Annotated in this window: 25 protein-coding genes; all 25 read right to left on the bottom strand. The window is 61.4% G+C overall.

All coding sequences use genetic code 11. The features are described 5' to 3' along the window. Window positions 1-18 precede the first annotated feature (18 nt). A complete protein-coding gene (locus tag BC443_RS12865) occupies window positions 19-576 on the bottom strand; it encodes an integrating conjugative element protein (protein ID WP_083387384.1) in 558 nt (185 codons plus the stop codon). Between the two features lie 248 nt (window positions 577-824). Further along, window positions 825-1598: a hypothetical protein gene (locus BC443_RS12860; protein WP_071232234.1), complete on the bottom strand. Its 774-nt coding sequence runs from the start codon at window positions 1596-1598 to the stop codon at window positions 825-827. A 3-nt stretch (window positions 1599-1601) separates the two neighbouring features. Further along, a complete protein-coding gene (locus BC443_RS12855) occupies window positions 1602-2318 on the bottom strand; it encodes a TIGR03759 family integrating conjugative element protein (RefSeq protein ID WP_071232233.1) in 717 nt (238 codons plus the stop codon). A 10-nt stretch (window positions 2319-2328) separates the two neighbouring features. After that, a complete protein-coding gene (locus BC443_RS12850) occupies window positions 2329-2910 on the bottom strand; it encodes a hypothetical protein (RefSeq protein ID WP_071232232.1) in 582 nt (193 codons plus the stop codon). 322 nt (window positions 2911-3232) lie between these two features. Next, window positions 3233-3856, bottom strand: a complete 624-nt coding sequence (locus BC443_RS12840; protein ID WP_071232230.1) for a PilL N-terminal domain-containing protein — start codon at window positions 3854-3856, stop codon at window positions 3233-3235. A gap of 341 nt (window positions 3857-4197) precedes the next feature. After that, entirely contained in the window at window positions 4198-4971 is a 774-nt protein-coding gene (locus tag BC443_RS12835; RefSeq protein ID WP_071232229.1) for a hypothetical protein, read from the bottom strand. 617 nt (window positions 4972-5588) lie between these two features. Next, window positions 5589-5879: a hypothetical protein gene (locus BC443_RS12830; protein ID WP_139284312.1), complete on the bottom strand. Its 291-nt coding sequence runs from the start codon at window positions 5877-5879 to the stop codon at window positions 5589-5591. Between the two features lie 83 nt (window positions 5880-5962). After that, entirely contained in the window at window positions 5963-6499 is a 537-nt protein-coding gene (locus BC443_RS12825) for an STY4534 family ICE replication protein (protein ID WP_071232227.1), read from the bottom strand. An 857-nt stretch (window positions 6500-7356) separates the two neighbouring features. After that, window positions 7357-7728: a histone-like nucleoid-structuring protein, MvaT/MvaU family gene (locus tag BC443_RS12820; RefSeq protein WP_071232226.1), complete on the bottom strand. Its 372-nt coding sequence runs from the start codon at window positions 7726-7728 to the stop codon at window positions 7357-7359. A 105-nt stretch (window positions 7729-7833) separates the two neighbouring features. After that, window positions 7834-9876, bottom strand: coding sequence for a DNA topoisomerase III (locus BC443_RS12815; protein WP_071232225.1), 2043 nt, complete (start codon window positions 9874-9876; stop codon window positions 7834-7836). A 71-nt stretch (window positions 9877-9947) separates the two neighbouring features. Continuing rightward, the gene (locus BC443_RS12810; RefSeq protein WP_071232224.1) at window positions 9948-10367 is read right to left on the bottom strand and encodes a hypothetical protein; all 420 of its coding nucleotides are present in this window, start codon (window positions 10365-10367) and stop codon (window positions 9948-9950) included. Continuing rightward, a complete protein-coding gene (locus BC443_RS12805; protein ID WP_071232223.1) occupies window positions 10354-10560 on the bottom strand; it encodes a hypothetical protein in 207 nt (68 codons plus the stop codon). Before BC443_RS12805 ends, BC443_RS12810 begins: the two co-directional genes overlap by 14 nt. A gap of 6 nt (window positions 10561-10566) precedes the next feature. Continuing rightward, window positions 10567-11139, bottom strand: coding sequence for a hypothetical protein (locus BC443_RS12800; RefSeq protein ID WP_071232222.1), 573 nt, complete (start codon window positions 11137-11139; stop codon window positions 10567-10569). Window positions 11140-11190: 51 nt separating this feature from the next. Next, window positions 11191-11673, bottom strand: a complete 483-nt coding sequence (locus tag BC443_RS12795; protein ID WP_071232221.1) for a single-stranded DNA-binding protein — start codon at window positions 11671-11673, stop codon at window positions 11191-11193. A gap of 110 nt (window positions 11674-11783) precedes the next feature. Further along, the gene (locus BC443_RS12790; protein WP_083387383.1) at window positions 11784-12230 is read right to left on the bottom strand and encodes a DUF3158 family protein; all 447 of its coding nucleotides are present in this window, start codon (window positions 12228-12230) and stop codon (window positions 11784-11786) included. 355 nt (window positions 12231-12585) lie between these two features. Then, window positions 12586-13353 (bottom strand): PFL_4669 family integrating conjugative element protein, encoded by a 768-nt coding sequence (locus tag BC443_RS12785; protein WP_071232219.1) that lies wholly within the window; start codon window positions 13351-13353, stop codon window positions 12586-12588. Between the two features lie 98 nt (window positions 13354-13451). Further along, window positions 13452-14696 (bottom strand): STY4528 family pathogenicity island replication protein, encoded by a 1245-nt coding sequence (locus BC443_RS12780; RefSeq protein WP_071232218.1) that lies wholly within the window; start codon window positions 14694-14696, stop codon window positions 13452-13454. Then, window positions 14696-15307 carry a DUF2857 domain-containing protein gene (locus BC443_RS12775; protein ID WP_071232217.1) on the bottom strand — a complete coding sequence of 204 codons (612 nt, stop codon included), beginning with the start codon at window positions 15305-15307 and terminating at the stop codon, window positions 14696-14698. The genes BC443_RS12780 and BC443_RS12775 overlap by 1 nt, the downstream gene beginning before the upstream one ends. Continuing rightward, window positions 15307-17346 (bottom strand): ParB family protein, encoded by a 2040-nt coding sequence (locus tag BC443_RS12770; RefSeq protein WP_071232216.1) that lies wholly within the window; start codon window positions 17344-17346, stop codon window positions 15307-15309. The genes BC443_RS12775 and BC443_RS12770 overlap by 1 nt, the downstream gene beginning before the upstream one ends. Further along, on the bottom strand, window positions 17343-17849 hold the full coding sequence (locus BC443_RS12765; RefSeq protein ID WP_071232215.1) for a hypothetical protein: 507 nt from the start codon (window positions 17847-17849) through the stop codon (window positions 17343-17345). The genes BC443_RS12770 and BC443_RS12765 overlap by 4 nt, the downstream gene beginning before the upstream one ends. Then, complete coding sequence (locus tag BC443_RS12760; protein ID WP_071232214.1) at window positions 17842-18531, bottom strand: DUF2786 domain-containing protein; 690 nt, start codon at window positions 18529-18531, stop codon at window positions 17842-17844. Before BC443_RS12760 ends, BC443_RS12765 begins: the two co-directional genes overlap by 8 nt. Beyond that, window positions 18528-18758: a type II toxin-antitoxin system HicA family toxin gene (locus BC443_RS12755; RefSeq protein WP_071232213.1), complete on the bottom strand. Its 231-nt coding sequence runs from the start codon at window positions 18756-18758 to the stop codon at window positions 18528-18530. Before BC443_RS12755 ends, BC443_RS12760 begins: the two co-directional genes overlap by 4 nt. Beyond that, window positions 18751-18954 (bottom strand): hypothetical protein, encoded by a 204-nt coding sequence (locus BC443_RS12750; protein ID WP_071232212.1) that lies wholly within the window; start codon window positions 18952-18954, stop codon window positions 18751-18753. The genes BC443_RS12755 and BC443_RS12750 overlap by 8 nt, the downstream gene beginning before the upstream one ends. Beyond that, complete coding sequence (gene dnaB, locus BC443_RS12745) at window positions 18951-20360, bottom strand: replicative DNA helicase (protein WP_071232211.1); 1410 nt, start codon at window positions 20358-20360, stop codon at window positions 18951-18953. Before dnaB ends, BC443_RS12750 begins: the two co-directional genes overlap by 4 nt. Next, window positions 20350-21240, bottom strand: a complete 891-nt coding sequence (locus BC443_RS12740) for a ParA family protein (RefSeq protein ID WP_071232210.1) — start codon at window positions 21238-21240, stop codon at window positions 20350-20352. Before BC443_RS12740 ends, dnaB begins: the two co-directional genes overlap by 11 nt. Between the last annotated feature and the right edge of the window lie 74 nt (window positions 21241-21314).

The raw sequence follows: 21314 nt of genomic DNA, 5'->3' as shown, positions 1-21314 counted from the left end.
ATCGCTCCCCCTGTTGTGTCATTGCTCGATGCCCCGCTGGCTGATCAGTGCAGGGTAGTGTCGTAGGCCGAGTCGCTCGGCCAGTCCGTCGCCCGAGACAGGACGAAGCTCGAGCCCTCGCGCCGCGTCGCGCAGTGCTTGTAGAGACGGCTCATCGGCTACCTGGACGACTAGCCCCACCGCATTCATCTTGCGCAGGATGTCGCCACGCTGAGCCAGCCACTGTCGAGACAAGTTGTCGTCACCAATCAAAAAGACGGGCGTGAACCCGCCTGGCAGGTCCAGTTGACGCGGCGTCACGGTGCCGGGCGTCAACTGCTCGCTCTCGAGCGGCAGCATGTCCTGTTCCCCAAAGGGGCGAGCAGGACGAGCCTCGCCACCCAACTGCGGTGAGTAGCCTTGCTCCTCGCCGACCCCGGCCCCCTTGATCGCCACATAGTAAGGTCGGGCCGACTCGCCACCGTGGTCGGCGACCACGGTCAGTTGGGGTAGTCCTGGCGGTCGGTCTACCTCAGGCTGAGCCTGTGCGAGTGGTAGACAGAGCATCAGGATCAAGAACAGACAAGGTTTCGTCATAACGCCCCCTTCTCGACGTTCTTCCGAAGAGGGTCGAAAAGAAATGGCTCGCTACACGCGCTGCATTCCGTCCCGAATGTGGCAATTGGGGAGACGAGAAACACGCCTTCGGTATTGATGCAGGGCCAGTTGGAGGCGTGATGGACTGTCCCAACACCACAGGCCGGGCACTTCACGAGGACATCAGCTGTGCCAGGAGGTATTGAAACGCGCACTTCTCTCAGGTCTTCCATGGGCCGTTCCTTTCATTATCGACTGGCGACTTCAGCCATCCAGGGACGCTGCGCGGGCGTTACCCAAGTGACGTCGGTGTCGGGCGTGCGTGGACCGGGAGTCACCCAGGACAGCGCCTCACCAGACGCAGCTGAGTGATCACTCCCGATTGATACCATCGCAGGTCGATGCACCCGCTCCGGAGCAGGTGTTTGGCGTATAGCTATCCGTGTCGGAGACGCTGCTTCCAGAGAAGGGGACGTGCCGAGCCGGGCCAACTCCTCGCTGACCACGGATCGGTAGCGCTCGGCGGGGCGTCCGCCTGCCGGACGGTGATAGCGACCGGCCGCGATCAGCCAGTCGCCGGCGTCATCGAAGTGGCCACGAATGAGCGCCGCCGCTTCATCCAGATTGGCGTAAGGGTCGAGCCCCTCGCAGGGATCCGCGAAACGCTGGCCAGCGCCGAACAATTGCGGCTGCCAGCGCACGTTGAGCTGCGCGATCCCCACGTCGACGATCTGCGTCGTCTTGAGCGCGTCGGTCAACGCCCGGCACGCGGAGGTTCTATCGCCGAAGCGCATCGACTTGCCGGCGACATTCAACGTCCAGGGCCAGGGGCGACGCCCCGCGTCGAGACTCACGACCGACTCGGCGCTGGCCACGGCGTAGAGCACCGCCGGCGGTACACCATGATCCTCGGCGGCGACCACATAGGCTGATGGGATGTCGGGTTGCTCGGCATGAGCCAAGCTGGCAACTACCGCCGTCACCAGCCCAGTCAGTGCAGCTTTCAACGCGCGCGAGATCATTGCTTAGCCCCTCGGCGCGACACGCGGCAGTTCACTGCTGTCGACGTTCAGCGAGCCACCATGGTTGAGCGTCACCCTGCCGGCACGCACTTTCGCCGGTGGGATGCCGACCTGAGCCGCCCAGCTGCGAATGCGATCGTCGTCTCCGTTGGAGTCCAGGATCCAGATGTCCATGGCCGCACCGCTATTCAGCAGACGCTTCACGGTCGCATCGCATTGGTCACACCCCTCGGTGGCCACCACCACATTCAGGCGCTGGCTGGATGCCGATGGGTTGCTGCCGAACACCGACCGGGTCGCGTCTTCACCATCTCTTGTGGAAAATGAATTGACCGGCATGTCGTTGGGATAAAGCCGCTGCCAGGCGTCGTCGTAGGCGCGTTGAAACGCGAGTTCCGCCTCGACGCGGGCGCGCTCGGTTTCAACCAGCTTCTCGGCGTACTTCTGACGCTCGGCCTGACTGCGAGCTTCCAATCCCAAGGCGGTCAGCGGATCCAGATCGGGAGACCAGGTGCCACGCGGCCCCTCCATGATCGACTCGTAGCGTCGATACTCCTGCTGATTCAGGCCCCAGGCCTCGGCAGCCCGTTGACTGCTCTGCTCCAGGCGCGTCTGATCGATACGCGTCGACTCGCTCTCCTGCCCTTCCTGAGCCCATACGGGCAAGGCCGTAAACAGCAGCAGCACGTAAGCCAGGCGTCGATTGCAATTCAGCGTCATGGGGCTCTCCTCAAGGAACCGGGACGACCACGGTCTGGCCGTTGATGATGAACGCCGCCGAGTGACCCTCGATCGACGACAGATGCCACTGCCCGATCCTCTGCCCCTCACCTACCAGGCGTAGATCACTCAAGCGCCCGGCAGCCCCGGATGCCACGGCGAGATAGCTGCGCCCGCCACGCAGCTCGACGCCCGACACCGAGAACGGCGGTGACGGCGGCTCGGGTTGACGTCGTGTCTGACGTTGAGGGCTTGGCTGGCTTTGCTGGGTGCTGGTCTTTTGGCTGGCTCGGAGCTTGCGCACCTCCTCGATCGACGACTCGAGCGACTGCTCTTTTTCCTGCGCCGCACTGAATCGCACGTCCACGGAGTTGGACAGCTCATCGAAGCGTTGAGAGAGCGCCTGGACGCGCTCGGGCAATGCCTGCAGCAGCGAATCTTGTCGACTCGTCTCGAGATCGTCGAGGCGTGAAGCGATTTCGCCAAGGCGGTTGCTGGTGCCCTCGGCCTGACTGCGACGCTCGTCCTGGCCGCTCTGCAGCTCTTCGATCCGCACGCGCAGTTGGTCGATGACCTGCTGTTGAGACTGCAATCGAGACTCCAGCGTTGGCCCCTCCGGCTTCGAACCGGCAAATAGAACGAAGTAGATGAGCCCCAAAACAGCGAGAATCCCAAGCCCCAAGAGCGTCAGTCGCAGCGGACTCCAACGTCTGCGACTCTCTGCGTAGGGGGTATAATTTGGCGCCTCGTGACCGGTTTCCTCGCGGTTAGCGTCACTGAAGTCCTGTCTGTCGTCATCATCGTGATGGGAAAACGAGGGTTCGCGACGACCGACGCTTCCCGTATCCGAATCGACTGGCGCTTCCGATCGAGGTTCCTGCTCCGGATCACCTGAATCGACGGGCCGCTGGCGATCATCCGTCATGACCGGTCTCCTCGATCAGTCGCTGATCGCGTACCTGGTAGCAGATGGTTCGCGCGATGGGGTCGGCCTGAACCTCGAAAGCACTACCGGCGAGAACCTGCAGGGCCTCGCGAAGTGGCATCGGCCCCAGACGGAAATGCGCCGCCGGCAAGGGTCGGCTGTAGAGCAGCTGCTGCGGTTCACCCTGGGGAGCACATAGACTGTAACCTGTGTGCTGCAGGGTGTAGCGCAAGCCATCCTCCACCGATGGGCTCATGGAGGCAGGGATCGAGACATTGACGGTCTGCTCGAGTAGGTTGCGCTGCTGCAACGTGGCTTTGGCCGTGACCAAGGCGTAGCGCCCGCCTCGCATCACCTCGACTCGTGACGCATTGCGATCACGGTAGACATCAGGCTCGACATCGTGGGTGGGCTGATCCAGACCGGTGGCCACGACGCGGGCATGATGCCCTTCCTTGTTTCCCGCAAGGGCCATCTTCTCGGCGTCGGGATAGTCGGCGGCCAGGCGCTCGCTCTCGCTTGGCTGCTGGGATGGTTGCTGATGCGCGCAACCGGCGAGCAGCGCAATCAAGAATGCTAAGGGGACGACACGGGTTTTCTGGAAGGGATACATCGAGTTTGGCCTCGCGCGGGGGAACCTGAATGATCGTGATCGGGTTCACCGTGCCGAAGGCCGAGGGTACTCGCGACGGGAAATGTTAATTGCACCAGCAGGGCTTTTGGGTCCGGTCGGCGATATCACTCACAAGGGATCATCGAAGCCTTGAGCTATTTCTCTCAAGGGCTCTATCTATTGCACGACGTTGGCCCCATGATGCGCGCTAGAGACGATACGACTCCAGGAACACCGGCAAGGATGCCGTCGGGCAAGGACGCCACCTCACCGCCGGTCTGGAGCATTTTCCACCCTGGCTGACAACCAAAAAAAACGCCCCGAAGGGCGTTTGAGGTGAATCATTGGAAGTAGGTGGAAAACGAGGTCAGGATCTCGTCGTTGAGTGACGCGCCCAGCCTGCCAGCGCAATAGATCAGCGCACTCTGCTGATCAGGTCGATCGGCAATCCATTTCAACCCACCGAACTCATCATCGCGTCGAAAGATCGACCAGCTGGCCGAATCGAAGGGATGCGGGCGATAGCCGATCTCGAAACATTCGTCCGGCCGAAGCTCGTTACAGACCACGACATCGACTGCATTGGGGCCATAGCCCAGGATCCGCATCAGCGGAAGCCCATGACCGCATGCGGTCGTTCCGATCGTGTCGAGCACCTGACCATGCCATCGACTCCCCCTGGCAAACCGTTGCGCGATCGATGCCACGGCCTCGGCATCCGATCGAAACGGGCCATTGGCGCGTGCCACGACGGCATAGGCGCCATCCACGACATCCAGATACCATCCCTCGTGTTGATGAAAGAATATTGGCCAGCCAGCATCGGCCAAAGATGTCGCCAGGCTTGCCGCCGTGTCCGAGTCCCACTCGGGTCGTGACAACTCGGCACGAAAGCGCCGAATCAGAACGTCCCGAGCATCCTGGTGGTCAGCGGTACCGCCGAGGTTGAGTTCCTCGCAAAGCTTGTCGATGTTGACCACATCCAGACTCTCACCTCCGATATCCTGAATCGCATCGGGTATGTCCCATCCGGATGTTCGCTGTAACAGCCTCAGCGCGGCCAGGATCACATCCACGTCTTCCTGGGCCAGTTGATAGGTAAGAGTGTCACTCATGGGATTGCTCCTTCGTGTATGGGATGAACAGGAGCCATCCCCTCGGGGGCGTGGCCCCCGATTGGGTGATGGGTTAAGAGATCGTCAGGTCGCAGTGCCACACGTCATGGGGCGGCAATCGAATGCCTCGATCGCTGCCTCCGGCGAGTCACCGGAGAAAGGCCGCTCCAGTCTGTCGAACACGATCCAGGCACCATATCCCAGGCGACGTTCGTACTCGAAAGCACGCCGTAGATACCCTACCGAGTGGGATGACCAACCTGGGTTGCCTTCATAGAGGCTATGACCGGCTGGCTCTGACTTCAGGCAGTAAATCTTCATGTCGATGGCTCCAAGACAGGTGGAGCCATCCCACCGGGAAATGGCCCCGGGTGGGAGAAGAAACGTTAAGCCCGTCTGGCGACGGCGCTATCTGGAAGCGTTTCGGCAGTTCAATCCCGCCGAAACGAAAACAGCCTCCCGAAGGAGGCTGTCATGACGTGTAGGTATCTGTCTGAATCAGCGTTTTCGTCGCGCTTCCAACTTGCGATGTACGGAGTAGGCATAACCGCCGGCAATCGTCATCGAAACGGTCAGGACGACGAAAATTGTGCCAAGCAGCAGAGTCGCAGAATCCATCAGGCATCACCTCCATCGGCTTCGGCCTTGGTTATTAGTGAGTCTAGCATGCCTTTGGCGATGCCAGCGATCAGGGTCAGTAGAAGAAATACCGCCCCTGCCCAGAAGGCACTGAAATAGCCATCTGGCTGCGCCTTGAGCGCTGGCCCCAGAAGCACGGCGACGACACACGCAGCGGTCACGCTGCTGCTGATGCGATCGGCCGCGTCGAAAATCGCGCGAGCGATGCGAAGTCGAGAAAAATAAGACATGACATCTCCAGTCGATGCTGCAAGGGAGATGTCGCCCACCAGAGAGAGATCTCCCTGCGAGCGGGTGGGTTGAACCACACCCCCGGGAAGCTGACGCTTTCCCGGATGGTGAGGTGGTGGAATCAGATGACCGCTTCGGCGGCACCGACCGATCCGCTGACAACGGGTTGGGCAGGCGCATCGGTTCCCTGCGACGCTGTTTCGTCAGCCTGGGCACTGGTGTGGGTCGACGCGGTTTCTTCACGCCGTGGCGCTTCATAAACCTTGTCGCCATCCACCTTGGCCCAATTGACGAACAATAGACGCGCCTTGAGGCTCACGGCTGTTTCACCAGCGCGATCGCCCTTGGTCCGCGTGAACAGATCGGGATAGAGATCGCCGAGTTTGAAACCGATCAGGATCTTGGGCTCGTTGGCCCCTTTTTCCTTGCGATCGGCCACGGTTGCGGCGAACTTCTTGACCAGTTTCTCCGCTTCGGCACCACTGACGCGGCAGTCGAAACGGCGATACTCGACATCATTGGCAGGACCATTCAACGCGGATATATCGCAAGCCCAGAAGGCATCGCCACGCTTGGGCGTGATCTTGCGGATCCGATTGACGTAGCCAACGCCAGTGATATGGAGATCGAAGAACTGATTATCGGTCGAGTTGGACATGGTGTTACTCCTTGGATTGAGGCACAGGAATCCAGGAGATACACCATCCCCATCGGGGGAAGTGTTCCCCCGGATGGGTGGTTCGGCGCGAGGCCGAGTATTCGGAAGTGGCATCCGGCTCAGGTGAGCGCCGTCTCTCGGGATGCGTTAACGGCTTCGGGAATTGCCCGAAGGCAAAAGGCGTCACTGATGACCGTCAGTGACCAGCGGCTTACATCGACAGGATTGCGCCACTTCTTCACGGCGTCAACCCCAAACCTCGATCGTCAATCGCAAGCCGGGGCAGCGAACACTCGCCGCCTCGCCTTGGGATTGAGGACCAGCACTGCGCGTCCAGTCGGCTACCGATACCGGTTCGGGTAGCAAGTATGAATCAGCCATTATGCCGGCCATCGGCCATGCCCCTCGTAGTCATGGGTGACGATTGCCGCTGCATCCGGTCCCGAATCACGGCGTTGGACCGATACGGTTGTGCGCGGATCCCCGCACAAAGGGAGCCCAGGGGTCAGGCGGTGGGCGCCGCCACGGTAAAAACAGGTCCAACCGGCCAGCAAGACACCTTTGACGAGATGCCTGGCTGGCCGGTCGAGATGGACTTGAAAAAGTGGTCGACGACCGGTCGACCTGAAACATAGGGAACCTGGAACCCGAATACACGCCAATGTAGTGCAAGCGGAGCCTGCGAGGGGGTGCGCTCTTTCGCCAGGTGATAGCGCTTTGGGTTCGGACCCAAGGAGAGTCCAAAGGGACCAACTGATGACCGTCAGTTGGCAACGGGGTGCATGACCATTATCAGCTAGTCACCTCACTTCATCAAGCCAGCATACTGTTCGCCAGCACAGCTACGATCACAGGTATCAGTCTTCTTCCCGCACGACCCACCCTTCGACGGTATCGGCACCGTGCTCGTCTTTCCAAGACTTAAGCACCTTGTGGTTCCCGCCCCGGGTTTCGATGACCTCACCGGTTTTAGGGTTTTTGTAGATTTTGAGTTTTCTTTTCCGCCGACGACTCGCGGTCGAGACATTCGAAGCGTTGCTCGAATCGCTGGGCGAAAGCAGCTCGAGAACATCCTTGGCTTTCTTGCCATACTCATTCATCAGAGTTTCAAGCTTGGTTTTAAATTCGATCTCGCTTTGTAGGCGCTGGTCATTTTGCAATGCCTTGAGCTCTTCGGAGAGCTGCTTCAGGAGTTGCTCTTTCTTTGTGTATTCACTTAGCAATGACACAGGTTAAATCCGCGCTTTTTAAGCTATGGTCAGCAGAACATTATAACGGCAAAGGCAGATCTTATCTGCAAGGTTGAAATCTCTTAAAAAGCCCAGGAAATTGCTTCAAGGTTTCGGTTTACGGCTTCCGCCCATTTTATTCGAACTTCGAGAAGTCCTTTTCGCGATTGGTTTGGAGATGGCTCTAGTCCCAGTGCAATCTGGATAACGGGAGCAAGACCAGAAGGGACCATTGCTACTCTTGCGTTTGCGCATCTTCGCCTGGCATTTGGGACAGGTTTCGCTGGGTGCCTCGGGGAGATTCAGCTGGGGACGCTGAAGCGCGATCTCGATGAGCTTATTGAGCAGCACGCCTTGTCGCTCCATGAAATCATCCAGCGTCATCGCTCCCTCGGCGACCTGATCCAACGCCTGCTCCCATAGTGCCGTCATCCCCGGGTTGCTAATCTGAGGCGGCAACGCCGCGATGAGCCCCTGGCCCACCGGGGTCGAGACGATCGTGCGCCCCTTCTTCCGGATGAAACCACGCTTGAGCAGCGTCTCGATGATGCCGGCGCGTGTCGCTTCGGTACCGATGCCGGCACTCTCGCGCAGTCGCGCTCGTAGCCGCTCATCAGTGACGAAACGGGCCGCGTTCTTCATCGCCGAAATCAATGTCCCCTCGGCAAAGGGCTTCGGCGGTTGGCTCTGACGATCCTTCACCAGCAGATCCCGAACCGAACAGCTCTCCCCCTGACGGAGAGGCGGGAGCGCCTGCGCACTGGAAGCCTCCTGCTCCTCGTCATCACCGTCCTGCCCTTTGCCCTTCCCTCGGGGAAAGAGCACCTTCCAGCCATCGACCTGCACCTGTCGCCCCGAGGCGACGAAGGTTTCGCCGGCGAGATTCAGCCTGGCATCGGTCTGGTCGAACTCGTAGGCCGGCAGGAACTGCGCCAGATAGTGCCGACGGATGAGATCGTAAACCCGGAACTCCTCATCGCTCATCCGATCGATACGGCAAGGCGCCGTGGTGGGAATGATGCCGTGGTGAGCCGTGATCTTGCTGTCGTTCCAGACGCGACTCTTGAGCGTCTGGTCCAGTTGATCGATAACCGGGGAGAGCTTCTCATCCGAATGCAGGAGCGCCGTCACGACGGCCCCGACCTCGGACAGCATCGATATCGGCAGATAGCGGCAATCGGTACGCGGGTAGCTCGTGGCCTTATGGGTCTCGTAGAGGGACTGAGCGATGTCGAGCACCTGCTGGGCACCGAAGCCGTATCGCTTCGAACACTCCTGCTGCAGCGTGCCGAGATCCATCACCAGCGGCGCCGATTCTTTTTTGCGTGCCGTCTCGATGGCTGCAACGATCGCCGCCACCCCCTGGCATCGGGATGCGACCGCTCGTGCCGCCTCCGGATTGACGCATCGCCCCTCCTCGTCGAGCCAGTCAGCATTCGCCGGCAACCACTTTGCCTGGAACGAACCGCCTTGCGTCTGCAGGTTTGCCACCACTTCCCAGAACGGTTTGGGCACGAAGTTCGCGATCTCCTGGTCGCGCCTGACCACCAAGGCCAGAGTCGGTGTTTGCACCCGGCCCACCGACAGGACGCCCTGGTGGCCTTGCTGCTGAGCCAGCACCGAAAAGGCGCGGGTCAGATTCATTCCAACCAGCCAGTCCGCGCGGGAACGGCCCAGTCCCGCCTGGTACAACGGATACGTCGACTCTCCCGGCCGGATATTGGCCAGCGCCTTGCGAATCGATGCCTGGTCGAGCGCGGACAGCCAGAGCCGAGAGACACGACCCTGATAGCGGCAGGCGTCAAGGATTTCGCGACCGATGGTCTCGCCTTCCCGATCGGCATCGGTGGCCACCACCACTTCGCTGCACTGTTTCAACAGTCCATGAATCACCTTGAACTGCTTACCGGCGTCCTTGCGCACCGTGTTCTTCCACTGCGCCGGACGGATCGGCAGCGACTCTAGTGACCAGCGCTTCAGCTCGGGATCGTAGGCTTCGGGGGGTGCCTGCTCGAGGAGATGACCGAAGGCCCAAGTTACAACGATGCCGTCGCCCTGCAGACAACCATTGGCTTTACGGGTCGCCCCCAGGACCGCGCCAATATCGCGCGCCTGAGAGGGTTTTTCGCAGAGAAACAAGCGGGACATGACACCGGGCCTCACAAAAATGGGTATGGCCTCAGCGTGACGGGCTGGATCAGGGGATTCAGCGGGGAATGTTAATCGAGCTGGAGCAGGTAATGCGCGTCGTCGATGATCCAGGCTTCCGCATTGCCATGGGCAGCGCCGCGCGTATTGTCTTCGGCCACACAGGCGACCTCCGGGTGTCGTCTTAGCGCCAGAGCCAAGCGCCGAGCCAACAGGCCATTGAACGGGATGTCAGCATCGAGCCAGAACCACTGGGCCGTGGAAGCATCGTCGATAGTGACGATCTCACCGCTGAGCCAGCGCACCGGGATCAGGTAATGTCCCTGACCGGGCTTGAGAATGGTCGGTTTTAGCAACATGCCGTCGGGGGCGAAACGGCAATCGACCGCGTGATCGATGATGGCCTGAATCTCCGACTCGATCAGCGGGCGACGTCCCGGGAGCGGGCGAATGAAGAACCGCTGATAGACCGCTGCCTCAGTCTCTTTCATCCTTGAGTATCCCCAGGTCGATCCAGTCGACGACCGTCTCGGTGCCGATATCACATTCGCGCATCAATGCCTTGAGACGAACACGAAACTCGACGACCCGGCCGGTCTCCTGCGCGTCGTCGAGTTCCCGCAGCATGTTGCCCAGCTGTTCGTCCAGACTCCAACCATCCTTGATGGTGAAGAAGTTGGGCATGAGTGATCAGTCTAGCGCGGCGTTGAGGCGCTGTGTCAGCGCAGACTCCATGGCATCACCGTCATACAGGGTTCGCTTGGCGGCCGGAGCCCAGCTGTAGTGGATGCGCGAGCCCGCGCCGCTCTTCTCGATCTGAACCCGCTGCAGGATCGAGTATCGCGTCCCGCCAAGGGTCTGGCGTCCGTAATCACCGAGATTGTAATAGGCCCCCGGCGTGCGGTCGTGCTTCCAGGCGACATCCCCCATCTGCATTTTGGCCGTCGTGCTTTCCGGGCTCTCGAAGTCATTGGGGGAGCGGAATCCCATCGCCGACTTGATCCGGGCATAAGCGGTATCGACATCGACGCGGGAATCGATATCGACGGAACCGCTCTGACTGCCCAGACTCTTGGCGTCGACCGTTTGCCCCTCGGCATTGGTCGCCACCTTCTGCGGCGTCTCGCTGGGGTCGTAGTTCAGCGGTTCACCCGTGACCGGATTGTCGAAACAGGTGACACAGACACCGTTCGAGTAATAGTGATCCTGCGCCGCGCATCCGGCCAACGCCACCATCCCCACTGCCACTACCCAGTGCTTCATCCCACTACTCGTTCGTCTCATATTGAATCGCCCCTGATACCGTAGATCTGCTCACCCCAGACCGTCCGAATCCGTGTTCACCGGATTGTCCCATTCGCCCTCTGGTCCAGCGGACTTGGAATACGCCCCCTGTTGCGAAGGCGGCTGACGAGGTGTCTGCTGTCCCTGAGCTGGCTCAAGCACGACCTGGGCGACGCGGAACGGGAGAATGCCGATGCGAACGGCCTGCACCTTGAACTGCGACCGGCTGTTGCCCTCATTATCCTGCCACTCATCCAGCACCATGCGGCCCGACACCATGACCCGCATGCCCTTCTGGTAGAGCTGGGCCCACTGCTCGACATCGCGATGCCAGATCTCGACGTTCGCCCAGAACCCACCCTTATCGACATTGCCGGTATCGGTTGGCACCGGATTGTCGAAGCGGACGTTCAGTCGCATGACGCCACGCGGTGGCTGATTGCCGTTGGGGGAGAACATCTTTACTTCCGGATCCGAACCGATGTTCCCCTCGCCCATGAAATGCGTGCTCATATGAATCTCCTGAATCGAATGTATGCCCGACTACAGTGGCCGGGAGCGGCAAAGGGCGTCAGCGGGAAACGTTAAGGCCGGTGGCGAACTATTCCGGAACGTTGCAGGTGTCAGACCATGGCCTCGATCTCGTCGAGGTCTTTCAGCAGGCGATTGAGGCGATCGACCTGTCGAGTCGCCGCCGCGACTTTGGCATTGAAGATCGCGCGCTCGGTCTCGATCTCGATCAACTGACGCTTCATCCCCACCGAAACATCACCGTACTGGAGCACGGCCTCAAGCAGACGTCGCCCCATCTGGGTCTGGGCCTTGTCGCGCCACTGCACTGCGCGTACACGCCCCCCGCTGTTGTTATGCGGTTTGAGCCAGAGACCTGCCTGGACCACCGTGCGGTTGTAGCGGTTGGCGAAGTCCGCTGCCTCTTGCCACATCCGACGACACTCCTCTTCCAGCTCGTCCCGAAATCGAAGAATCTCCCCTTTACCCTTAAAGGGTTTTAAAAGGCCCTTTGCGTACTGATTCAGTGCAAAGTCCTGACGCTGTTCCAGTGCAGTCATCGCGCTTACGGTCCTGTCCTATTCTCGTTGCAGATACTTGGTAGCCCCACCGATCCTGCGGGGAGTGTTTCCGGGGAAACACCCTGGCTTGGTCTCGTTGGAGTGTTTCCGGGGGAAACACCCCGGCCTGGTCTCGTTGGAGTGTTTCCGGGGGAAACACCCCGGCCTGGTCTCGTTGGAGTGTTTCCGGGGGAAACACCCTGGCCTGGTCTCGTTGGAGTGTTTCCGGGGGAAACACCCTGGCCTGGTCTCATTGAAGTGTTTCCGGGGGAAACACCCTGGTCTCGTTGAAGTGATTCCCCGGAATCAGCCACCGATCCTGCGGGAAGTGATGCCAGTGGCTTCACCTGCAGCATTAGTCCTCGGAGGCTCCGGGCTGGGGTAGCAACTGGTCGTCGTCCAGGTCCGCGCCTTCGAGTCTGTGTCCCTGATCGCTGCCGGACGGTGAAGCTTCCTCACGCCGGATCGTCGGCGCAAACTCGCTGCGGCGCGTCCCCTCCAGGATGTCCTGCGGCAGCTCTCCGTATTTCTCGAGGGCGTTTCGCGCCTTGGCGTTATTAGCCGCGAAGTCATCCCGCGTTGCCCCGCTGAACCCGGGGAACTTGACGGGGGCGTAACAGAGCGAACGCAAGGCATGACCGCCCTGATCACGGATCATTGCGCCGCGTTGCTTGTTGCCCAGCAATCCAATGTGATGAGCCAGCAAGACATCGCGCACGATGCTGTCGTACTGCATCAGCAACATGACGGCCTGCCAGCCCATCTGCCCACCGGTGAACACGGGCGTCACGAACGGTTGCTGGCTGACGTTGCGGCTGACATCCAGCCCTTCCGGGATCTGCTTCAGCACACTGCTGACTCGAGTTTCCAGTTGCTGCAGCGCCTGTCGGGTCTCGTCGACCTTCTCCTCGAGCATGAGCAGCCAGCTATCGGCATAGGGGTCGTCCCGGCCTGCTGCCTGGTGAACACGACCGGCCAGCGACAGGAACTGCTTGAGGCCAACCACCTGGGGTTTTCCGCTCTCGACTCCGCGCCCGTGCCAGGCAAGCACTGCCGGATAGGTGTGCAGGGTCATCTCGATCTTGCTGCGTAGCTGCCCTACACGTGGCTCAGTGCTGGCCATAATCACTCCTGAGTCGTCGATGCACTGGATGGGATGCCAGCATCAGGGGTCGTTGAGCATTGCCCTACCGAAAATGTTAAACGCGATCTCAAGGGTTTCTAGCGCCGAAGTCCGAGGCGCTTGAACATCTCCCCTCGCGCCTGCTCGGTTGCAGCCGAAATCGGCTGCGGTTCCGGCTCGGCCGGTTTTGGCGGCGACATCGCCACCACCGGCGCGGTGACGACCCGGTTCTGTTCATCACTCGTTTCGGCCTGGTCACGCCGCTTGTTGGCGACGCCGCGCCCGAAGTTCGTCAGCTGGAAATTGTCCGAGGCGGCACGCTTGGCCAGGGTGTGCAGGAAGCCCAGGGTGTTCTTGACCTTGCCGGCATCGACCCGCCCGGCGGCTTCGTCGATCACCGCCTGCTGCATCTCGGTCGACAACCCCGTCAGCAGGAACGTGACCGATTCCCGCTCGTCGGCAGTCAGTTCGAGCGGCCAGCTCCAGACCAGCGAGGTGTCGCCCGGCTCGCGCGCGGTGGTTTTACAAACACTGTTTGTATAACTACGTACTGTAGGGCGAGCCGCATCGGAAACTGTGTCGCAAGTGCCTGATTCACGCATGAGTTTCCGCTGGAAACTGGGATCTTCGGGTTCGGGAAACTGCCCGAGTTTCCGCCGGAAACCGGGCGAATCTGGCTGAGTTTCTGCCGGAAACTGGGCGCCGGCTGACTGAGTTTCCGCTGGAAACTCTGCACGCCTCTGCCGCTCGGCACGCTGGTCGATGACATCGAGTCGGGTCGGCAGCTCGAGCACTCCGCCCTCGGCCAGCTCGTCGCGGACGAGTTGCGCCACCTCGGCCACATCGCGGTTGTGATGACGGGTGCAACGGATGACGTACTCGATGTACTCGGCATCCAGCGACAGCGACTCGGCAGGTGCCAACGGCTCGTCGTGCAGCACGTAGACGTTGCCGATCATGCGCCCGTTACCGGTGTTGCGAGCTTTCATGCCCAGGGTCATCCACCGGGTCAGCCTGAGGATCGCGATGACACGCGCCACGGTCTTGCGTGACGCCTTGCGGTTCGCACCGGAACGCAGCAGCGGCTCCAGTTCGTCATAGGTGGGAAATGCAGTGGTGCGATCGGCGTTCGAGAGCAGCCGGATCATCTGCCAGCCGAGCACGTCGACCGCGCCCAGGCGTTGGTCGAGCAGCAGGGCTCGGGGAACGGTTTCATGGGGGTTCCCCATGAACAGCAGGCCGTCGAGCGCATCTTCCTGACTGTTTGACGCCGAGGCGGCATCGCCTCGGCGTTGAGTCATGGATGACGCGGCGCGCCCGATGAGCGCGTCAAAATGTTTCATCACGCCACCCCTTCACGCACCACGCCCTCATCCTCGGCAGGCAGGCTTTGCTGTCGCGCCTGCTCCGGCTGGGTCCACTGCTTGATCAGGGTCCAGATCACCGCCAAGGGCAGCGCGACCTCTTCGGCCAACACCAGCATGCCGCGAATGTCTTCCACGGCACCGGGGCCAGCCGGGTCATCAGAGATGGTCTGCCAGCGGTGGTACGCCTCGTGCTCTACCTTCTCTTCCGGCATGGGCAAGCGTCCCTGCCGGCTCGGCACGCCCAGCAGCGTGCGACGCGCCGAGCAGTCGTTCGGGGTCAGACCGAAGAAGGTGGACAGCATGTGCACGCTGGCCCCGTGTCGAATGCAGTGATCGACCAGCCCGTCGCGATCCTGGTCGCGATCGACTCGGCGCAGCGCCGCCTTGAAGGTGTCGTGATCCAGCTCGAACCGGGCCACGCCCGGAAACTCGTGGATCAGGGACTCGATCTCGCTGGCCCGCAGACGACTGAGGCTCTGCAGCTCGTCGTCGCGGAAGCCCAGCGCGCGAGCTCGTCGCATGTCGCCCTCACGGATCAGGATTAGCGCCTGGTTGAACAGCGCATGGTTGAGTTGCGGTGTTGCCATCACGAATCCCCCTCTGCATTGAGCACGTCACGCAGCACCCGGATCAGCCGGGTCAGCCAGAACACACGAACGAAGAGACCGTCGGGCAGACGCATCTCGGCGTCGTCACCATGACTGCCCACCAGTTCACCCAGCAGCGAGATATCGCTCGGCATCACCGGATCAATGTTGCCCTCGAGACCGGCCAGCAGTTGCCAGACGAGCTGAGCGCGGCGGCTGGGAGCTCCCTCAAGCGGACTGAGTTCGTAACCGATACCGTCGCGAGCGTTGAGGCGAATGACTTCGCTGGATCCGCTGGCCTCGATTCCCGCCCAGCTGGCCAGCACCTGGACCACTTCTCCGACCTGCATGCGCAGATCCTGGGCGTTGCGACGCCAGGTCGGCACATGCCAGAGATCCGTGATCGGGGCGACACGGCCACCGTCCTGGAGCGGCACACTCTTGAGGGCCGCTGCCTCGAAGTCGATGGCCTCCTCGCCGTGCTCCTTCGCCTGCCAGTGACGCAACTGGCGATGGCCTTCCGTCTCGTGGTGGGGAGAGAGGGTCAGATCGGCTGCGATGGTCGCCTGCTCCTCGGCAGAGCGCGTCGGCTGAGGTGTGTGCTCCTGCAACAGACCATCGGTGTCCAGCAGCCCGCCAGTGTTGTCGTTCCAGTCGTCATCGAAGCTGCCGCCCTGTGGGGCCACCGGTGTTCGCTGAGTCTGAGCCTCGAGTTCGGCGTTGCGCTGCTCGAGCTGTTCGAGCTGGGCGCGCATCTGTTTCATGGCGACCGACTCGCCCACCCCGCCCGTATCCGGCACACCGCGCGTCGGCGACGGTTCCGGCGTGGGATCGAGGTCGCTCTGGCCATCGCCGAATGTCAGATCATTGGGGTCGAGTTCACCGTCGCCGCCGGTGGGCTCGCCACGGCCTTGAGAGGTTTTGGCGGTCGATGGCAGCGAGGGGGCGCCCGACGCCTTGCCGGATGACGAGCCATCCGGGGAGGTGTCCGGTTTTGGTGGATAGAGGTGGCGCTCCTGGGGATGACGCAGTCGTTCCAGCTCACTATCGACGGTGGTCCAGATATCCGCGCGCTCCTCGTCCGTTGCCGCCCGGGCATACTTGCGCACGGTGAACCAGTTCTTCCACGCCATGTCGATGGGGTTGAAGTGCAGGCCCGTGTGCTCGTTGAGCATGCCCTTCAAGCGATCCTCGACGATGTTCCAGCGAAACTCGGTCTGCCCCTCGTGATCGAGCTGGGCCATCTCCTCATGCCAGGCCAGCGCGAAATCGCCTTCGACGACGTTGTTGGCCCAGCGCTCACCCTCGCCCAGGTCATCGGCGTGCTCGATCCAGTAGTCGGCACATCGGATCCAGCACTCGTCGCAGAACTGGCGATAGGAGATCAGCTTCTCGATCTGTCCCTTGCCCATACCAGCATCCAGCGTCAGCGGCAGGGTCGGCAGAAAATGCTCGATGGTGTAAAGCATTTTCGAGATATGGCTGTGGTTGATGGTGTAACCCAGGACGCGTAGCCGCTTGGTCAGCTCACGCTGGGAGATGGTCTCGCCAGCGTCTTCCTCGATCATGCGCTTGGCTTCGAAGATCCCGCGCGCGCGTTCGATCCAGCTCAGTTGCCCTCGGTTGTCGTTCTCGGCCAGGTGGCCGGCGAGCACGTTGATCTCCCCCTGCCACGGAATGAAATGACAGTCCTGGTGATAGAAGGACTGATCGCCCGTCTCCTGGTACAGCTCATTGAGAATGGTCAAGCGGGTGTTGCCACCGTCGGAGATCATGTAGCGGTCATCGCCGGGACGCTGCGTGACGGTCAACTTCTGCTTGAGCCCGACCGCCTTGATCGACTCCTTGATCTCATCAAACTTCGGATTGTGATGGGTTCTGGGGTTGCGGTCGTAGGGACGCAGCTGATCCAGCGTGAGCGACATCGCCTGTTCGCGGGTTGGTGCCGGCAGCCGATCGGTGGGCTGGCTCCTGAGCGTCGGCCCCGGCTGGTTCAGCTTGGCCGTGATCTGGTCGGGGGTAACGGATGGTTTACTCATGAGGTCCACTCCGGCTGCCGCGAGGCGCAGCCATCAGAATCGAAAAAATGGTTCAACTGCTGGTTGAGACGACCGATGCTCTGGGTCAACCCGTGTAGGCTCAGGTCGCTGCGCGTCTGCGGCGGATGCTGCTGGCACAGCGCCTGCAGGCCACGACGCAGATCGAGAAGATTGTCGTTGACGATCACCAGCAGCTCGAAATCGCTGAGGTCGAAATACTGGAGCTGTGCCCAGCGCAGGCTGTGGTGGGGCTCCATCTCGAGCCGACTGGCCTTGTCGCAGGCCATATGGAAGACCAGCCAGGTATCGATGAGCAGCGAGCGCAGCGCATCGTTGCGCTTGTTGTGCGCCTGGGGATGCGCGGCGAACCAGGACTCCAGTGTCTCGACCCAGCCGGCAAAGGGATCGAGCAGTCCCAGGGCCAGACATTCCCGGCCCTGCAGATAGCGCTCCATACCCCGGTCGGTCGCGGCGCGTGTCGGAAACGTGATGATCTCAGCCATGGGACAGCTCCTTGTGTTGGTCGCGATCGACGCCGCCATGCAGACGCGCATTACGGCCAGCGGCGTACCCCCGGGCCATTGCCCGCTGATCGTCACGGCGTTGACCGCGATCGATGGCCTCCATCGCTTCGAGCTGGGGATAGAAGCGCTGCTGGAAGTGCTCGATCGCCGCGACCGACGCCTCCGTCTTCTGCACCGGGACGATGTGCTCATATGCCCCGGCGACCCATGCCAGCGCATAGGCGTCTGCCCGACGGATCTTGGTGACGCGCTTCGCGCGCTTGTGCATGCCGTTCAGGAATGCCTTGCGATCGCTGAGCAGCTGACGCTGCAGCACCTCGAAGGCATAAGCCGCGATGCGTACCTGGCTCGCCTCACCGAGGAAGGCGAAGTACCCCTGCCAGCTCTCGAACGTAGGACGCGGTTCGTAGACCGTGGCGGTACCGAAGGCGGCATTGACCAGGCTGGCCAGATGATCGAGCCAGCGCGGCGGCTTGCGCCCGGCCGGGGACTTGACGGCCACGCGGTCGATGGTCGATGCCGCGACATCGATCTCGCTGACGCCGTACTCGTCCATCAGATGCTGCGCCTGACGCAGGGCCGTTCCGGCCTCGTGCTCGTTGGCAGAGTGCGACAGCGCCAGACAGCGCTCGATCTTGCGAAGGATGCGATCGGGAATCATGCCTCATCCCCCTCTTGTCGCTGTACCCTGCGCAGCCGTGCCAGCACGTTCTTCTCGGCACGCGCGTCGCTGGGTGAAAAACCGGTGAATACGGGCGGGCAGCCCGGCTTAATGAAACGAACGTGGCCACCTCGGGTACGCTCGACGTTCCAGCCATGAGTCACGGCGTAACGCACCACGCGCTTCAGGGCGCGCGTCGAGCAGCGGATTGGCAGTGCATCAGGCATGGGTCACCTCCCCGATGACTTGATCGGTGTGATCAAGCTGCTGACGAAACAGATCCAATTGCCCCTCCAGCGACAGGATCAGTTGCTCCCGCTCATCTCGAAGCACACGACACTCGCGATTAAGCCGTGCGAGTTCTTCGCGCTTTTCAGCGAGGCGAGTTTCAAGATCCTGGAGATCGTGAGCTGTACAGTTCATGGCCGCGACTCCTGTAACTGTTTCCACGCCAGTGATTCGAACCGGGTGCTCGAGCCCACGAACGTCAGATGCACCGTGCCGGTGGGACCGTTGCGCTGCTTGCCAATGATCAGCTCGGCCAGCCCCTTGTTGTCGGGGTTATCGGTGTTGTAGACCTCGTCGCGGTAGACGAAGCCGATGACGTCGGCGTCCTGCTCGATCGCGCCCGAGTCGCGCAAATCGGCCATGCAGGGCCGCTTGTTGGGGCGATTTTCCAGCGTGCGGTTGAGCTGCGAGAGCGCCACCACCGGGCAGTTGAGATCCTTGGCGGTGGCCTTGAGGATGCGCGAGATCGCCGAAATCTCGTTATTGCGGTTCTCGCAGCCCGGCTCCTCGAGCAGTTGCAGGTAGTCGATGAGGATAAGGGCCGGCTTGCCATGGCGGCGCATCAGCCGACGGGCGCGGGACTTGAGCGAAGTTGCCGAGAGCCCGCTGGAGTCGTCCACGAACAGACGCTCCTCGAAGCCCAGTATGCGATTCGTGGCGGAGGTCAGCTTCTCCCAGCCCCCGTCGCCCAACTGGCCAGAGCGGAGTTTGCTCAGGTCCAGCCGCCCCATGCTCGCCATCAGACGCAGCATCAGCTGCTCCTCGGGCATCTCGAGCGAGAAGACGAAGATCGGTGCGGTGGCCAATTCGGTGCGACCCGCCGTGGCAACCAGCGCATTCTCGACGAGGTTCATCCCCAGCGTGGTCTTGCCCATCGATGGGCGACCGGCGATGACGATCAGGTCCGAGGCCTGCCAGCCACAGGTGAGCGCGTCGAGGTCCTGGTAACCGGTGGGTGTGCCGGTAATGCCATCCTTGGCGTTGAAGGCACGATCAATAGTATCGATCGCTGCGGTCAACGCTGGACGTATGCCGGTTTCCTTGCCCTGCCGATTTTCGGCCAGCTCAAACAGTTGACGCTCGGTGGCTTCGACCAACGCCTGACTGAGCTGCTGTCCATCCAGCGCCCGCTGACTGAGATCACGCCCCATGTTGACCAGCTGCCGGCGACGCTGATGCTCGCGAACGATGCCGGCATAGGCGACCACATTGGTTGCCGACGGCGTGTTACGGGCCAGCTCGGCCAGGTAGGACAAGCCGCCGCAGGTCTCGAGATTCCCATCGCGCTCCAGAACTTCGGAGAGCGTCACCACATCCAGCGGCTTTTCGTCATGGGATAGCGCTTCCATCGCCTTGAAGATCAGCCGGTGCGGGTACTGATAAAACGCGCCGGCATCGACGATTTCGCAGATGTCATCCCACTTTGTGTTATCGAGCATCAACGCGCCTAGCGTGGACTGCTCGGCCTCGATGCTATGCGGTGGCAGAAGCCACCTGGCCTCGGCTTCGGCGGATGCCGGGGATGCGGCTTCAATGGACATGACCCACTCCCGATTTCCCGGTGCCGGATTTACCGCTCGGTGCATTGGTGCCCACCGCGCGGATGGCATCGGCCCACTCGGGATAGAGATCGATGGCCACGGCCTTGAGCTGGTCGGCACAGGCCGGAGCCTTGCGGCTGTATGGCTTGCGCGGCTCGACCCGGTGGACGGGCAAGCCCTGCAGCGCTGCCGAACGATAGGCTGAGAGATTGACCAGCGGCGTCTCGAGCACGCTTATGCAGTGATCTTCGACCTCGGCATACATGGTGCGAATGCTGTCGGCAATGTCGCGGGCATCGCGCAGTTGGTCGGTCATCTTGTTGAGCAGGATGGAGACCGGCGGCACCTCGAAACGGGTATAGCGTGCCAGCTCGCGCAGCTCGTTGAGCATGCCCTGAGTGCCGCGCACGAATTCGCGGGCGGTGAGCAATTCGGGAACGATGGGAGAGATCAGCCGATCGGCGGCCATGACGGCCATCTCGAGAATCACCGAGCGCGCACCCTGGGTATCGATCAGGATGGCGTCATAGCAATCGGCGAAGCGATCGAGGAGGTCAATCAGCCGGAAACGACCATTCGGGGCGTTGAGCAACAGCTGCTGCAACTGGTTCCGATAATCGTTGGAGACAATGATGTCGAGATTGGGGATAGCGGTCTGCGAGATGATCTGGTCAAGGTCGACCAATTCTGTCGCGAGCAGCTCGTACACCCCACCAGGGGCAGGCTGGGACAGCTCATAGTAGGAGGAGAGGGTTGGCTGGGAGTCGAGGTCGATGAGCAGGACCCGTAGACCGGCGTCTGCCAGGAGACCGCCCAGATTGGCCGTCGTGGTGGTTTTCCCGACGCCACCCTTGGAGCAAACCGTTGCTGAAACACGCATAACTGCACCTCATCCGTCAGTCATTGGAATGAGTGCAGAGGCGGTATTACATAGCAGGATGTCTTTCTAAGCGT

Source organism: Salinicola sp. MIT1003 (genome assembly GCF_001858555.1).
In the GTDB taxonomy this organism is placed as follows: domain Bacteria; phylum Pseudomonadota; class Gammaproteobacteria; order Pseudomonadales; family Halomonadaceae; genus Salinicola; species Salinicola salarius.
This window is presented reverse-complemented; position numbering and strand designations above follow the sequence as displayed.

Coding starts and splice junctions, on each gene's coding strand:
- BC443_RS12860 (WP_071232234.1), bottom strand. CDS start 1,598: ATGATCTCGCGCGCGTTGAAAGCTGCACTGACTGGGCTGGTGACGGCG.
- BC443_RS12835 (WP_071232229.1), bottom strand. CDS start 4,971: ATGAGTGACACTCTTACCTATCAACTGGCCCAGGAAGACGTGGATGTG.
- BC443_RS12805 (WP_071232223.1), bottom strand. CDS start 10,560: ATGCCCAACTTCTTCACCATCAAGGATGGTTGGAGTCTGGACGAACAG.
- dnaB (WP_071232211.1), bottom strand. CDS start 20,360: ATGTCCATTGAAGCCGCATCCCCGGCATCCGCCGAAGCCGAGGCCAGG.
- BC443_RS12855 (WP_071232233.1), bottom strand. CDS start 2,318: ATGACGCTGAATTGCAATCGACGCCTGGCTTACGTGCTGCTGCTGTTT.
- BC443_RS12755 (WP_071232213.1), bottom strand. CDS start 18,758: ATGCCTGATGCACTGCCAATCCGCTGCTCGACGCGCGCCCTGAAGCGC.
- BC443_RS12865 (WP_083387384.1), bottom strand. CDS start 576: ATGACGAAACCTTGTCTGTTCTTGATCCTGATGCTCTGTCTACCACTC.
- BC443_RS12780 (WP_071232218.1), bottom strand. CDS start 14,696: ATGAAACATTTTGACGCGCTCATCGGGCGCGCCGCGTCATCCATGACT.
- BC443_RS12815 (WP_071232225.1), bottom strand. CDS start 9,876: ATGTCCCGCTTGTTTCTCTGCGAAAAACCCTCTCAGGCGCGCGATATT.
- BC443_RS12785 (WP_071232219.1), bottom strand. CDS start 13,353: ATGGCCAGCACTGAGCCACGTGTAGGGCAGCTACGCAGCAAGATCGAG.
- BC443_RS12810 (WP_071232224.1), bottom strand. CDS start 10,367: ATGAAAGAGACTGAGGCAGCGGTCTATCAGCGGTTCTTCATTCGCCCG.
- BC443_RS12770 (WP_071232216.1), bottom strand. CDS start 17,346: ATGAGTAAACCATCCGTTACCCCCGACCAGATCACGGCCAAGCTGAAC.
- BC443_RS12750 (WP_071232212.1), bottom strand. CDS start 18,954: ATGAACTGTACAGCTCACGATCTCCAGGATCTTGAAACTCGCCTCGCT.
- BC443_RS12800 (WP_071232222.1), bottom strand. CDS start 11,139: ATGAAGCACTGGGTAGTGGCAGTGGGGATGGTGGCGTTGGCCGGATGC.
- BC443_RS12775 (WP_071232217.1), bottom strand. CDS start 15,307: ATGGCAACACCGCAACTCAACCATGCGCTGTTCAACCAGGCGCTAATC.
- BC443_RS12765 (WP_071232215.1), bottom strand. CDS start 17,849: ATGGCTGAGATCATCACGTTTCCGACACGCGCCGCGACCGACCGGGGT.
- BC443_RS12760 (WP_071232214.1), bottom strand. CDS start 18,531: ATGATTCCCGATCGCATCCTTCGCAAGATCGAGCGCTGTCTGGCGCTG.
- BC443_RS12840 (WP_071232230.1), bottom strand. CDS start 3,856: ATGTATCCCTTCCAGAAAACCCGTGTCGTCCCCTTAGCATTCTTGATT.
- BC443_RS12790 (WP_083387383.1), bottom strand. CDS start 12,230: ATGACTGCACTGGAACAGCGTCAGGACTTTGCACTGAATCAGTACGCA.
- BC443_RS12825 (WP_071232227.1), bottom strand. CDS start 6,499: ATGTCCAACTCGACCGATAATCAGTTCTTCGATCTCCATATCACTGGC.
- BC443_RS12795 (WP_071232221.1), bottom strand. CDS start 11,673: ATGAGCACGCATTTCATGGGCGAGGGGAACATCGGTTCGGATCCGGAA.
- BC443_RS12740 (WP_071232210.1), bottom strand. CDS start 21,240: ATGCGTGTTTCAGCAACGGTTTGCTCCAAGGGTGGCGTCGGGAAAACC.